The sequence below is a fragment of the Methylobacterium sp. J-077 genome (genome assembly GCF_022829365.1).
Lineage (GTDB): Bacteria > Pseudomonadota > Alphaproteobacteria > Rhizobiales > Beijerinckiaceae > Methylobacterium.
Map to the genome: position 1 here is coordinate 24,125 of NZ_JAKSYJ010000111.1, position 14,422 is coordinate 38,546.

8 protein-coding genes and 1 pseudogene are annotated in these 14,422 nt (G+C 70.8%); 1 reads left to right on the forward strand and 8 read right to left on the reverse strand.

Features of this window, described 5'->3' with window-relative positions; translation table 11 throughout:
* Positions 1-21: 21 nt before the first annotated feature.
* The 4 genes and pseudogenes from MKL11_RS10245 to MKL11_RS10260 form a co-directional block, all read right to left on the reverse strand.
* Positions 22-1,716: pseudogene (locus MKL11_RS10245) on the reverse strand (methyl-accepting chemotaxis protein); the annotation flags it as partial.
* Between the two features lie 442 nt (positions 1,717-2,158).
* The gene (locus MKL11_RS10250; RefSeq protein WP_243942819.1) at positions 2,159-2,845 is read right to left on the reverse strand and encodes a metal ABC transporter permease; all 687 of its coding nucleotides are present in this window, start codon (positions 2,843-2,845) and stop codon (positions 2,159-2,161) included.
* 181 nt (positions 2,846-3,026) lie between these two features.
* Positions 3,027-5,726 (reverse strand): aconitate hydratase AcnA, encoded by a 2,700-nt coding sequence (acnA, locus tag MKL11_RS10255; protein WP_243942822.1) that lies wholly within the window; start codon positions 5,724-5,726, stop codon positions 3,027-3,029.
* A 671-nt stretch (positions 5,727-6,397) separates the two neighbouring features.
* A complete protein-coding gene (locus MKL11_RS10260; protein WP_409565841.1) occupies positions 6,398-7,207 on the reverse strand; it encodes a CDC27 family protein in 810 nt (269 codons plus the stop codon).
* 132 nt (positions 7,208-7,339) lie between these two features.
* Here MKL11_RS10260 and MKL11_RS10265 point away from each other — a divergent pair, with 132 nt between their 5' ends.
* A complete protein-coding gene (locus MKL11_RS10265; RefSeq protein ID WP_243942826.1) occupies positions 7,340-8,737 on the forward strand; it encodes a leucyl aminopeptidase family protein in 1,398 nt (465 codons plus the stop codon).
* Positions 8,738-8,746: 9 nt separating this feature from the next.
* On the opposite strand, the gene chrA is transcribed toward MKL11_RS10265, so the two are convergent.
* From chrA to MKL11_RS10285, 4 genes are all read right to left on the reverse strand, one after another.
* Positions 8,747-10,147 carry a chromate efflux transporter gene (gene chrA / locus MKL11_RS10270; protein ID WP_409565840.1) on the reverse strand — a complete coding sequence of 467 codons (1,401 nt, stop codon included), beginning with the start codon at positions 10,145-10,147 and terminating at the stop codon, positions 8,747-8,749.
* Positions 10,105-11,277 (reverse strand): M20 aminoacylase family protein, encoded by a 1,173-nt coding sequence (locus MKL11_RS10275; RefSeq protein WP_243942830.1) that lies wholly within the window; start codon positions 11,275-11,277, stop codon positions 10,105-10,107. Before MKL11_RS10275 ends, chrA begins: the two co-directional genes overlap by 43 nt.
* Before the next feature lie 63 nt (positions 11,278-11,340).
* Complete coding sequence (gene cueR / locus MKL11_RS10280; protein WP_243942832.1) at positions 11,341-11,832, reverse strand: Cu(I)-responsive transcriptional regulator; 492 nt, start codon at positions 11,830-11,832, stop codon at positions 11,341-11,343.
* The gene (locus MKL11_RS10285) at positions 11,829-14,333 is read right to left on the reverse strand and encodes a heavy metal translocating P-type ATPase (protein WP_243942834.1); all 2,505 of its coding nucleotides are present in this window, start codon (positions 14,331-14,333) and stop codon (positions 11,829-11,831) included. The genes cueR and MKL11_RS10285 overlap by 4 nt, the downstream gene beginning before the upstream one ends.
* Positions 14,334-14,422: the final 89 nt, after the last annotated feature.

Below are 14,422 nucleotides of genomic sequence, written 5' to 3' on the forward strand. Positions count from 1 at the left end.
CCGGGCACCGGGTTCGCCTCTGGCGGCCCGGATGCCCTCGAGGAAGCGGGCCACCTCGGCGTTGAGGCGCCCGGATTGATCCGAGAGCGTGGCCGCCGCACCCAGCACTTGAGCCGCGGCCGCCCCGGTCTTCTCGGACGCCTCCGCGACCCCGACGATGTTGCCCGTCACGTCGCCGGTGCCCGATGCCGCCTGGGCGACGTTGCGGACGATCTCCTGGGTCGCCGCGCCCTGCTCCTCCACCGCCGCCGCGATGCTGGCGGTGACGCCGTCGATCTCGCCGATCCGGCTGGTGATCCCACCGATGGCCGCCACGGCGTTCTCGGTCACTGCCCGGATCGCGCCGATCTGCCCGGTGATCTCGTCCGTGACCCTGGCGGTCTGGCCGGCCAGCGCCTTCACCTCGGCGGCGACCACCGCGAAGCCCCGGCCCGCCTCCCCGGCCCGGGCCGCCTCGATGGTCGCGTTGAGCGCCAGCAGGTTGGTCTGGCTGGCGATGCTGGCGATCAGCCCGACCATCTCGCCGATCTTCGCCGAGGTCTGGTTCAGGGCCTGCACGAGCTGGGTCGTCTCACCGGCCTCCCGGGCCGCAATCCGGGTGAGGTCGGCCGATCCCGTGACCTGACGCCCGATCTCCTGGACCGAACTGCCCAGTTCCTCCGCGGCCGCCGCCACGGTCTGGACGTTGCTCGCGGCCTCCTCGGCGGCCGCCGCGACGGTGGCGGCCTGCATCGCGGCGAGGCTGGCCGTGTCGGTCATGCTCTGAGCGGCGGTTTGCAGCTCGATCGCCGAGCTCGACACCGCGCCGACGATGCCGCCCATGGTCCGCTCGAAGCTCTCGGCCAGTTCGGCCCGGGCGCGCCTGCGCTCGGCCGAGGCCTCCGCGTCGGCGCGGCGGCGAAGCTCGGCCTGCTCGGCCGCCTTCTCGGCGACCATGCGCTTGATCCCCTCGACCGCGCGCCCGACGGCGCCGATCTCGTCGCCGCGGGCGGCCTCGGCGATCTCGCTGTCGATCTCTCCGCGCCCCATCCGTTCGAGGGTCTGGACCAGCTTTCTAAGGGGGGCCGTGACGCCGCGGGCCACAACGGCGACACCGGCGGCGATGGCGGCGACGAGACCGATGGAGGCCGCGACGACCAGCGTGAGGGTGGCCCGGGAGGCCGATTGCTCGGACGCATCGCGCTCCTTCTGGAGTTCGCTCGTCAGGACATCGACCCGAGATTGCGCCAGCTCCCACAGCTTCGCGCGCAGCGGATTGCCATCGCCCAGCAGGATATCCCGAGCGAGTTCGTTGTCGCCCTGCTCCGCGCCGGCGACGACCCGATCAACGACCGCTCCGAGCGCCATCAAGGTCTCACGCAGCACCTCGTCCGTCGCGCGCCGCTCGGCCGTGTCGGCCAGCTTTTCCAGCGCGTCGATCAGGCCGAAGGCGTGCACCTTGGCTTGCTTGATGCGCGTCTCGTATCCCGCCATCTGCGAATCCCGCGTTTCGAGGACGAGGTTCCGCGCCTGGACGGAGATTTCACTGACATCGATCTGGAGGCCGAGGGTCAGCGCCAAGCGCTTGGCCTGCACGTCGACGATCTGCCGTGTCTGGCCGGACTGGGCGACGAGGCTCGATCGAGCGTAGAGGATCAATCCACCGGCCGCCAAAGCGACGATGACGAGCGGAATTGCAAATTTGACGAGAATTTTTGCGTCACGCAAGAATTTCATCGCGTCGGTCCCGCGTTTTGGAAGCTAGATCTTCGATATTCTAGCACGCTCGCGAAAACATCAACGCCTGAGTGCCACCTCATTGGGCTGCATCAAATTCAGACAACGCCCGCACAATCATTCGAGGAGCAAAACATGTTGTTTCGGCAGTTCATATGACGCGTAAGAAGCAAATATAGCCAATTTTATTTTTCGATGATGCAGATCTAATATGCATCTATCCAGCTTCCGTGCCGCGAATGTTGATGTATCTCCTGCGCTTTCGGTCGCGAAAATTCAGACACTCGCCCCTGAACGGCACCGGATCGTGCCGGTAATTTATGCACACACTGCCGGCCTTCCGAACCGCAGAGTGCGGTGACGACGCAAATGCTCCCGCTTCGATAAGGAATCCGCGCGCCGCGGCCGGCCGTGCCGACCGCGGCGCACGAGAATCCCGAAATCACATCGGCGGGGTGAGACCGTCCTTGCCGACCGCCACGAGCTTGCCCTCGGCCTTGGCGCCGTCCTTGGCGACCACGGCGAAGACCTTGGAGCCGGGGGCCAGGATCGCCTTGTCGGCCGGCTCGAAGGCGACGATCGGCGCCGAGGACGGCACCACGATCTCCTTGGACCCGTCCTTGCCGTAGCTCACCGTCAGGGTGCGCTCGCCGCCCGACGCCGCCTTGTCGGCCTTGACGGTGCCGTTGGTCATCGCGCTCTTCACCTTCGGGGCGTTGGCGGTCTCGGCCTTCACGGTGCCGTTGGTCATGGCGCTCTTCACCTTGGAGCCGGCGCCGCCGGTCTGGTCGGTGATCGAGTCCCAGCCGTAATGGCCTTCGCCGGTGCCGCGCATCGACTCGGGGAACAGCACGACCTCGAGGGCCGTCATCGGGTTCTCACCCTTGGTGGCGGTGCCGATGAAGACGCCGTCCTTGATGGCGTCGAGGCTCGACGGGACCACCCAGGCGAACTTGGCGCCGCCGACATCGACGGTCTCGGACTTGCCGTCGTCGGTCTTGATCGTGAGCGTGCTGCCCTCGGCCTTGTCGATGGTGCCGCGGACGCGCTCGACCTGGGCAGCGAAGGCCGCGCTCGACAGCAGGGCGGTCAGACCGGCGGCGGCGAGGATTTGTGTGGCGTGCTTCATGGGGAACCCATCCTGGCTTCGGGAGCCGGGTTATGGGGTGCCGGGCCGCGAAAACAAGATTGCGCGCAAGACAACAATCGTAAGATACGCAGCCGGACGGCGCGCATGAAAAAGGCGGCGCCGGATCGGCGCCGCCTTGAAGCGGATGGAGCGGCGCCCGGAGGTACCGCCCGGGCAAGGCTCAGGCCGCCAGCGACCGCAGCACGTAGGGCAGGATGCCGCCGTTGCGGAAGTATTCGAGCTCGTCGAGGGTATCGATCCGGCAGGTGAGCGGCACCTCCGTCTTCGATCCGTCCGCCGCCGTGATCTCCGCGACCAGGGTCTGGCGCGGCTTCAGCTCGCCCGACAGGCCCTTGATGGTGACGGTCTCGTCGCCCTTTAGGCCCAGGGAGGCCCAGGAGGTCTCGCCCTGGAACACCAGCGGGACGATGCCCATGCCGACGAGGTTCGAGCGGTGGATGCGCTCGAAGCTCTCGGCCACCACCGCTCGGATGCCGAGCAGCTTCGTGCCCTTGGCCGCCCAGTCGCGCGACGAGCCGGTGCCGTATTCCTTGCCGGCGAAGACGACGAGCGGCGTGCCGCTCTCGGCGTATTTCTGCGCCGCGTCGTAGATGAACATCTTCTCGCCCGTGGGCTGGAACAGCGTCCAGCCGCCCTCGACCACGTTGCCGGACGGGTCCCGGACCATCTGGTTCTTGATGCGGATGTTGGCGAAGGTGCCCCGCATCATCACCTCGTGGTTGCCGCGGCGCGTACCGTACTGGTTGAAGTCCTGCACGCGGACCTGGTGCGCCTGCAGGTACTCGCCGGCCGGCGAGGCCGCCCGGATGTTGCCCGCGGGCGATATGTGGTCGGTGGTGATCGAGTCGAGGAAGAGCCCGAGGATGCGGGCGTTCTCGATGTCCTCCACGGGCTTGGGAGTCTTCTCCATGCCGACGAAGTACGGGGGGTTCTGCACGTAGGTGGAGCCGGGGTTCCACGCGAAGGTCTCGGCCTCGGTGACCTCGACGTCCTTCCAGTTCTGGTCGCCGCCGAACACGTCGGCGTAGCGGCGCTTGAACAGCTCCGAGGTGATGTTCTCCTCGATGAACTGCTGCACCTCGGCCGAGGACGGCCAGATGTCCCGGAGGTAGACCGGCTTGCCGTCGGAGCCCTGGCCCAGCGGCTCGGTGGTGATGTCGATCTGCATCGAGCCGGCCAGCGCGTAGGCGACGACCAGCGGCGGCGAGGCGAGGTAGTTCGCCCGCACGTCGGGGTTCACCCGGCCCTCGAAGTTGCGGTTGCCCGAGAGCACCGCGGCGGCCACGACGTCGTTGTCGTTGATCGCCTTGGAGATCGCCTCCGGCAGCGGGCCGGAATTGCCGATGCAGGTGGTGCAGCCGAAGCCGACGAGGTTGAAGCCCAGCGCGTCGAGGGGCTCCTGCAGGCCGGATTTTTCCAGGTACTCACCCACGACCTGCGAGCCGGGAGCCAGCGAGGTCTTCACCCAGGGCTTCGAGCGCAGGCCCTTGGCGACGGCGTTGCGGGCCAGCAGCCCGGCGCCGATCATCACCGACGGGTTCGACGTGTTGGTGCAGCTGGTGATCGCCGCGATCACCACATCGCCGTGGCCGATGTCGAAGTTCGTGCCCTCGACCGGATAGCGGCTGGCGAGGTCGGCGGCCTTCTTGAACTCGGTCTCCATCGAGGTCGCGAAGCCGGGCTTGGCGGCGTCGAGCAGCACCCGGTCCTGCGGGCGCTTCGGGCCGGCGAGGGAGGGCCGGACCTCGCCCATGTCGAGATGCAGCGTGTCGGTGAAGACCGGGTCGGGCGTCTTGGCGTCGCGCCACATGCCCTGCGCCTTGGCGTAGGCCTCCACAAGGGCGATCCGGTCGTCGGACCGGCCGGTGACCTTCAGGAAGTCGATGGTCTTCTGGTCTACGGGGAAGAAGCCGCAGGTGGCGCCGTATTCCGGGGCCATGTTGGAGATCGTGGCCCGGTCGGCGACCGCCATGTCGTCGAGGCCGGGGCCGTAGAACTCCACGAACTTGCCGACCACGCCCTTCTTGCGCAGCATCTGGGTGACGGTGAGCACGAGGTCGGTGGCGGTGGTGCCCTCGGGCAGCTTGCCCGACAGCTTGAAGCCCACGACCTCGGGGATCAGCATCGAGAGCGGCTGGCCGAGCATGGCCGCCTCGGCCTCGATGCCGCCGACGCCCCAGCCCAGCACGGCCATGCCGTTGACCATGGTGGTGTGCGAGTCGGTGCCGACCAGCGAGTCGGGATAGGCGATCTCAGTCCCGTCCTCGGACTTCGTCCAGACGGTCTGGGCCAGATATTCCAAATTCACCTGGTGGCAGATGCCGGTGCCGGGCGGAACCACGGAGAAGTTGTCGAAGGCCGACTGGCCCCACTTGAGGAAGGTGTAGCGCTCGCCGTTGCGCGAGTATTCCAGGGCTACGTTGTCGGCCAGCGCCTTCGGGGTGCCGAACTCGTCGACGATCACCGAGTGGTCGATGACGAGATCGACCGGCACCAACGGGTTGATCTTCTGCGGGTCGCCGCCGAGCGCCACCATGGCGTCGCGCATGGCCGCGAGATCGACCACGGCCGGGACGCCGGTGAAGTCCTGCATCAGCACCCGGGCGGGGCGGAACGCGATCTCGACCTCGGCCTTGCCCTTCTCGGCGAGCCAGCCGACCGTCGCCGCGATATCCGCCTTGCGGACGGAGCGATCGTCCTCGAAGCGCAGCAGGTTCTCGAGCAGGACCTTCATGGAGAAGGGCAGCGCGGTGGCGGAGGCGAGGCCGTTCTTCTCGGCCTCGGGGATCGAGTAGTAGGTGTAGGTCTTGCCGCCGGCTTCGAGCGTCTGGCGGGCCTTGAAGCTGTCGAGTGATGGCACGGCTGGTTGTATCCTCGCTGCGGGTTGTCGAACACGCGCAGGCAAGACCTGCGCTAGGAAGTCTGTGTTCGGCCTGTGTAGCGCCCGACGGGCGCGCGCCGCCCCGGGAGTGCCCGGGCAGGAGACGATGCGCGGGGGCGATTTGGACGCCCGTGGAGCCGCGCGGCGCAGCCAGGAGTCGATATAGAACTTTTCGAATCTGGCCGCTACCGGGTTGCGATGACAGCCGCGCTGCCCTGTCGGGCGTCGGGACGCATGCCGCTCGGTCGCATCCCCGGCGAAGACTCGCATTGTGTCCGGGAAGCAGGCGGCTTGCCACGCGCGTCTCCCCTCCCCCCCCTGCGGGGGAGGGTGGGCCGGCCGTCAGGCCGGGTCGGGAGAGGGGAACCCAGGTTCCGAAAGAGGCGGGGCCGGTATGAAGGCCGCAGCCTTGTCCTGCACCGTCGCTCCCCTCTCCCGACTCCCTTCGGGGGCCACCCTCCCTTGCAGAGGGGGGAGGGAGAGCCGCGGTGTCTCCCTCGGATTCTGCCGAGCGGATGATGAATCCGCGAGCCTCTGCTCGGGAGGAAGACGCGCCCAGATCCACCCGTTGCCTTCGTTCAGCAGCGACGTGTGACGATCGTGACCCGCCCGTGGCGCCTCCGGACTGGTCGCCGCCGCGCGGTGCCCCGTCACCCCTGACCCGGCGCCCCAGCCCCCGTCAGCGTCTTGAAGCGATTCGGCTGTGCGGCGAGCTTGCGCAGGGACGCCACGTTGGCCGCGGCCTCCTCGGGGCCCATGTCGCGGCGCAGCACCGCCTCGGCGTCGGCGAATCGACCCTTCAGGCCGAGCACGAGGGCGAGGTTCGCCCGGACCCGGGCATCGGCACCGGGCTGGTCGGCGGCCAGCTTCAAGGTCTGTTCGGCTTGGTCGAGATTGCGCGACAGGGCGTAGGACAGGCCGAGATTCGACAGCAGCGAGGGCTCGTTCGGCCGGATCTTCAGCGCGGCCTCGTAGAAGCTCTGGGCACGGGCCTGCTCGCCGAGCTGCGCGGAGGCCGAGCCCTGCGCCGACAGGATCCGCCAATCGGGCGAGGCCGGGGAATGGGCGTTGGCGAGCACGTCGATCGCCTCGCGGTAGCGGCCGGCCTCGACCAGCGACTTGCCGTAGGCGCCGAGAATGAACGTGTCGCGCGGGTTGCGCAGGGCCGCCTGCTGCAGCACGGCAGAGGCCTGGGCCGCCTGATCGTTCGACCGAAGGGCGCGCGCGTAGGCGATCGCCGCCCGCCCGTCGCCGGGATTGGCGTTGAAGCGCTCGGCCAGGGCGTCGGTGTCCTGGCGTGAAGCCGTCTGGCGCACGCTGGCGTCACCGATCGAGCCGGTGGTCTCCGGGGAGCGGGTGTTGCAGCCGGCAAGGCCCAGCGCCACGAGGGCCGCGGCGGCGAGGCCGGCGCGGCGGCGGGTGGAAGCCGAGGTCGTGGTGACCCGGATCGGGGCCGTCATCATGGTGCGCTCCGCCGGCACTGGCCGGGCGGGCTCTGGCTCGCGCTTCACGCTCCCGGCCGGCCGGTGATAGAGCGTTAACCCTAACCACCGGTTAAGCCGCTGCCGGCCCGACCGCCGCACGAGAGGCACATGACCCAGGCCGACACTTCCGCGACGCCCGCCCTGCTGCCCGGCGACACGCCCTCCGTGACGGTCACCCTCGTCACGACGGCGTCCTGGCCCGAGGTCGAAGCCGCCCTGGAACCAGCGCACAGAAGTTTTGCGCGAACCATCGGCTTCAAGCCGAAGGCCGGGAGCCTCGCGCTGCTGGCAGGACCGGACGGGAGCCTCGCCCGGGTGCTGTTCGGCCTCGGCGATCCGGAGGCGGCCACCTATGACCAGCTGATGGTCGGCAAGCTGCCGGGACTGCTGCCGGAGGGGGTGTTTCGCCTGGAGAATGCCCCCGAGCCAACCGAGGCGGCGTTGGCCTGGCTGATGGGCAGCTACCGTTTCGGCCGCTACCGGTCCTCCGGCGGCACCAAGGCCCGGCTGGCGGCGCCGGCCGGGATCGACGCCGCGGAGGTCGAGCGGGTCGCCGCCGCGGTGGCGATGGGCCGCGACCTGATCAACACCCCCGCCAACGATCTCGGGCCGGCCGAGATCGAAGCCGCTGCCCGGGCGCTCGCCGAGCGCCACGGCGCCGCGATCGATGTCACGCAGGGCGAGGAGCTGGCCCAGGAATTTCCCCTGATCCACGCGGTCGGCGTCGCCTCGCCGCGGGCTCCGCGCCTGATCGACCTGACCTGGGGGCCGGAGGACGCGCCGAAGGTGACCCTGGTCGGCAAGGGCGTCGCCTTCGACACGGGCGGGCTCGACATCAAACCCTCGTCCGCGATGCTGCTGATGAAGAAGGATATGGGCGGGGCCGCGGTGGCGCTGGCAGCCGCCGACATGATCATGGGCGCCGGCCTCAAGATCCGGCTGCGGGTGCTGATCCCGGCGGTGGAGAACGCTGTCTCGGGCAACGCCTTCCGCCCTAGCGACGTACTGGCCAGCCGGGCCGGGCTCAGCGTCGAGATCGGCAACACCGATGCGGAAGGCCGGCTGATCCTCGCCGACGCACTGACGCTCGCCGATGCGGAGGCGCCCGAGCTGATCCTCGACTTCTCGACGCTGACGGGGGCCGCGCGCGTGGCGCTCGGGCCGGACCTGCCGGCCTTCTTCACCGAGGACGAGGCCCTGGCGGCTGCCGTCGCGGAGGCGGGGCGGATCGCGATCGACCCGACCTGGCGGATGCCGCTGCACCCCCCCTACGCGAGCCTGCTCGAGTCCAAGGTCGCCGATCTCAACAACGTCTCCGGCGGCCCGTTCGCCGGGGCGATCACCGCCGCCCTGTTCCTGCGCCGCTTCGCTCCGAAGACGAGGGCGCACGGCCATTTCGACCTTTACGGCTGGAACCCCGCGACCAAGCCCGGCCGGCCCGAAGGCGGCGAGGTCCAGACCGCGCGGCTGACCTACGCGCTGCTCAAGGCCCGCTACGGGGCCTGACCGTCCGGGTCAGGCCAGGCCCATCAGCCGCAGCACCATCCCGGCCCCGGCGCAGAGCGCCAGGGTCGGCAGCGCTCCAAGTCTGAGCCGGAAGACAGCCAGGAGTGCCAGCAGCGTCAGCCCCAGGGCCGCGGGGTCGAGGCTGCCAAGTACCGGCAGGTCCAGGCGCAGCGGCCCGAGCGCCACCGTCCGGATCTCACGAAACAGGGTCCGGAGCGCGAACCAGACCGCGAGGTTGAGGATCACCCCGGCCACCGCGGCGGTGATCGCCGACAGGGCCCCAGCCAGGGGGCGGCTGCCGCGCAGGCGCCCGATCAGCGGCGCACCCGCAAAGATCCACAGGAAGCAGGGCGCGAAGGTGACCCAGGTGGTGAGCAGGCCGGCGAGCGTCCCGGCGAGCAGCGGCGGCAGCGTGCCGGGCGCCCGGTAGCCGGCCAGAAAGCCGACGAACTGGAGCACCATGATCAGTGGGCCGGGGGTGGTCTCGGCGAGCCCGAGCCCGTCGAGCATCTCCCCGGGCCGCAGCCAGCCGTAATGCTCCACCGCCTGCTGCGCGACATAGGCCAGCGCCGCGTAGGCGCCCCCGAAGGTCACCACCGCCATCTTGGCGAAGAACACGGCGACCCGCCCGAAGACCGGGGGCACCCCGGGCATCACCAGCAGGGCGGCCACCGGCAGCAGCCAGATCGCCAGCCAGAGCACGCCGATGCGCAGTGAATCCGCCGGCCCCGCGCGCTCCCGCGGCAGCATGGCTTCTCCAATCAGAAACCCGGCCTCGTCAGCCGCCGCCTCCGCGGGGGTCGGGGCCGGCGCGGGCCGGCGGCCCAGCACGAGACCGAGCACGCCCGCCGCGACCACGACCAGCGGGAACGGTACACTCAAGGCGAAGATCGCCACGAAGGCCGCCGCCGCGATGAGTCGGTCCGCCCGCCCGCGCAACGCCCGGCCGCTCAGCCGCCAGAGCGCGTGCAGCACGATGGCGAGCACCGCCGCCTTGAGCCCGAAGAACAGGCCCTCGACCCAGGCGACCGCCCCATAGAGCACGTAGAGCCAGCTCAGGCCCATCAGGGCGAGGAGCCCCGGCAGCACGAACAGCCCGCCCGCGACCAGCCCTCCGGCGGGGCCGTGCATCAGCCAGCCGATATAGGTCGCGAGCTGCTGCGCCTCCGGCCCGGGCAGGAGCGTGCAGAAGCCGAGCCCGTGCAGGAAGCGCCGCTCGGAGATCCAGCGCCGCTCCTCCACTAGGAGGCGGTGCATCACGGCGATCTGCCCGGCGGGACCGCCGAACGAGAGGGCCGCCACCCTTAGCCAGACCGGGACGGCCTGCCGGAGGGTCGGGAGCAAGATGCCGGGCGCGCCCGCCAGATTCACGCCGTCCGGGGCAGCGCGGTCTCGATCAGGCGCGCCCACAGCGAAGCCCCGTACGGGGTCGCGGCGTCGTTGAAGTCGTAATGCGGGTGGTGGAGCGAGGCACTGTCGCCGTTACCGATGAACATGTAGGCGCCGGGGCGGCGGCCGAGCATGTAGGAGAAGTCCTCCGCCGTCATCATCGGCGCCACCGTGCGGTCGACATTGTCCGCACCGACCAGGGACTCGGCCACGCCGGCCATGAACTCCGTCTCGGCCGGGTGGTTCTCGGTCACCGGGTAGCTCGAGCCGAAATCCACGATGCCGGTGGCGCCGAAGGCACCCGCGATCTCCGTCACCAGGGCCTCGATCCGCGCCTTGATCTGGCTGCGCACCGCCTGGGACAGGGTCCGCAGGGTGCCGCGCATGGTCACGCTCTGCGGCAGCACGTTGAACGCCTCGCCGGCATCGAGGGCGCAGACCGAGACCACGGCCGAGTCCAGCGGATCGAGGTTGCGCGACACGATGCTCTGCAGGGCGATGATCACGTGGCTGGCCACCAGCACGCTGTCGACGGCGTTCTGCGGCAGGGCCGCGTGGCCGCCCCGTCCCTCGATGGTGAGGGTGAACCGGTCGGTGGACGCCATGATCGGACCCGGCCGGATCGCGAAGGTGCCGACCGCCATGCCGGGGATGTTGTGCATCCCGTAGACCGATTCGATCCCGAACCGCTCCATCAGGCCGTCCTCGACCATCGCCTCGCCGCCGCCGCCGCCCTCCTCGGCGGGCTGGAAGATCAGCACGGCGGCGCCGTCGAAATCCCGGGTCTCGGCGAGGTACTTGGCGGCCCCGAGCAGCATCGTGGTGTGCCCATCGTGGCCGCAGGCGTGCATCTTGCCCGGCACCGTGGAGCGGTAGGGCAGGTCCCGGACCTCCTGGATCGGCAGGGCGTCCATGTCGGCGCGCAGCCCGATGGCGCGGTTCGAACTTTTGCCGTTGCCGCGGATCACCCCGACCACGCCGGTGCGGCCGATGCCGGTCTCGACCGTATCGCAGCCGAAGGCGCGGAGCTGGTCGGCCACGAACCCCGCCGTGCGCTCCACGTCGTAGAGCAGCTCGGGATGGGTGTGCAGATCGTGCCGCCACGTCGTCATCGTGTCGGCGAAATCGCGGATCCGTTCGAGGACGGGCATGGGTCCGGGGCTTTCGTGGCCATCAGGTGGGCCGGACCAGCAAAGCCGGGGCCAGACGCGGCGTCAACGGCCGCGCTTGTCGCGCAGGTGCATCGAGCGGGGCCCAAGGGCCGCCAACAGCGAGGATCGTGGGCGCGTCGCGGGCGGCGTGTCCTCCGTCGCGAGATCATCCAGGATCGGGCAGTCGGGCCGTTCGTCGCCGCAGCAGCTCTCGGCGAGGTGCTCCAGGGTCCGGGCCATGCCCTCCAGCTCGGCGATGCGGCGGCGCAGGTCGGCGATCTGCTCCTCGGCGATCGCCTTCACCCCGGCGCTCGGCCGGGCGCGGTCGCGCCACAGCGCCAGCAGGTCCGCGATGGCCTCGACGCTGAAGCCAAGGTCGCGGGCGCGGCGGACGAACCGCAAGGTGTGCAGATCTGAGTCGTCGTAGTGGCGATAGCCCGCCTCCGAGCGGGTCGCGGGCGGCAGCAGGCCGGTCGCCTCGTACCAGCGGATCATCTTGGCGGAGACGCCGGTGCGCCGCGCCGCCTCGCCGATCGTGATGGCCCCCGCGCTCATGCAGGCCTCGGCACCGGGGCGGATGTTTCGGCGGCGGGCGCGGCCCGGCCGCCGGCCCGACGCAGCCGCAGGGCGTTGCCGAGCACGAAGACACTGGAGAAGGCCATGGCACCGGCGGCCAGGACCGGCGACAGGGCCGGGCCGCCGAACGGCACCAGCAAGCCCGCGGCCACCGGGATCAGCGCCGCGTTGTAGGCGAAGGCCCAGAACAGGTTCTGGCGGATATTGGCCATCACCGCCCGCGACAGGGCCAGCGCCTCGACCAGCGCCTGCGGATCTCCCGACATCAGCACGACGTCGGCGCTCTCCACGGCGATGTCTGTACCGGTGCCGATGGCGAGGCCGACATCGGCTTCAGCCAAAGCGGGCGCGTCGTTGATGCCGTCGCCCACGAAGGCCACGGCCCCGTGCGCCGCCCGGAGCCTCTCGACCGCCTCGACCTTCCCGCCGGGCAGGATCCCGGCCGCGACATCGTCGATACCGATCTGTCTCGCGATCCCCGCGGCGGTGCCGGGGTCGTCGCCGGTCACCATCGCCACCACGAGGCCCTGCGCTCTCAGCGCCGCCACGGCCTCGCAGGCGCCGGCCTTCACCGGGTCGGCCACGGCCAGGAGGGCGGCGTGGCCACCGTCGAGGGCGAGGTGGATGGGGCTTTTGCCTTCCCGGGCGAGACGTTCGGCCCGGTCGGCGAGGTCCGGGTCCCGGGCGATGCCGAGCCTGTCGAGGTAGCGCGGCGCGCCCAGGGCCACGCTTCGGCCGGCGACCTGGCCGGAGACGCCGAACCCCTCCACCGCCTCGAAACGCTCCGGCTCGGGTATGTCGAGGCCGCGGGCGTGGGCAGCCGCCACCACGGCGCCGGCCAAAGGATGCTCGGACCGGCTCTCCAGCCCGGCGGCCAGCGCCAGCGCCTCGTCCTCCGCGACGCCCGCGCCGACGAAAAGATCGGTGATGCGTGGGCGGCCCTCGGTGAGGGTCCCGGTCTTGTCGAAGGCCACGACGCACACGTCGCGCAGGCGCTGCAGGGCCGCGCCGTCGCGGAACAGGATGCCCCGGGCCGCCGCGCGGCCGGTCCCGACCATGATGGCGGTGGGCGTGGCGAGCCCCATGGCGCAGGGGCAGGCGATGATCAGCACCGCCACGGCGTTGACCAGGGCCGGACCGAGGGCGGGCGCCGGGGCGAGGATCAGCCAGGCCAGGAAGGTCAGGAGGGCGATCCCGATCACCGCCGGCACGAAGCGTCCGGTGACGCGGTCGACCAGGGCCTGGATCGGCAGCTTGCCGCCCTGGGCGCGTTCCACCATGGCGGCGATTTGGGCGAGCACGGTGGCGGCGCCGACCGCGTCGACCCTCAGGTCGAGGCTGCCGCGGCCGTTGAGGGTACCGCCGACCATCCGGTCCCCGGGCCCCTTGCGCACGGGCGCCGGCTCGCCGGTGACCATGCTCTCGTCGACATGGCTCGTTCCGGCCACCACCGCGCCGTCGGCCGCCACCCGCTCGCCGGGGCGGACGCGGACGACGTCGCCGAGCGCCAGAGCCGAGAGCGGCACCTCGACCTCGGCCCCGTCGCGGACCACCCGAGCGGTCTTGGGCGCGAGATCCATCAGCCGGGCGATGGCTTGTCCGGTCCGGCCCTTGGCCCCGGCCTCCAGGGTGCGCCCGAGCAGGATCAGCGTGACGATGAGCACGCTGGCCTCGAAATAGAGATGCGCCGCGCCCGCGGGCAGCAGGCCCGACGCCAGGGTCGAGACCAGGGAGTAGAGGTAGGCGGCCCCGGCCCCGAGGGCGACGAGGGCGTTCATGTCGGGATGGCCGCGCAGCAGGCCCGGCACGCCCCGCAGGAAGAAGCGCCGGCCGGGCCAGGCGAGCACCAGCGTCGCCAGGGCGGCCTGGATCAGGGCCGTGACCGGGCCGCCGTGGAGGCCGGGCAGGACGTGGCCGCCCATGTCGATGACGACCACGGGGACGGAGAGCAGCGCCGCCACCGCGAGGTCGCGGCGCAGGGCGCGGCCCTCGGCCTCCCGCCGCGTTGCAGGATCGCTCCGCGGCCCGTCCTCGACGGGTCGGGCCTCGTAGCCCGCCGCCTCCACGGCCGCGACGAGGTCGGCGATCGGCACGAGCCCCTCGGCATGGCGGATCGTGGCCTGGCCGGTGACGAGGTTGACGCTGGCGCCGCTCACGCCCGGCACGGCGGCGAGCGCCCGCTCGACCCGGCCGACACAGGAGGCGCAGGACATCCCCGCGACGGCGATCCGGCTCTCCGTCTCCGGGACCGGATACCCGGCATCCGCCAGCGCCGACGCGGCATCGGCGGGGCTGGCGACGCCGCCGAGGACGAGGCTTGCGCGGTTGGTGGCGAGATTGACCGCCACGTCGCGGGCACCGGGCAGCGCCTTCAGGACGCGCTCGACCCGGCCGACGCAGGACGCGCAGGACATTCCCTCGACGGGGAAGCTCAGGGAGACGTTTTCGGGCACGGGGGCGGTTCCGATCGAGGCATCCATGCCGGCTCAGATGGGGGTTCCCATCGTGGGAAGGTCAAGGGCCGCCAGGATCGCATTGCCGAATCGCGAGCCGACCGACAGATTTCCTC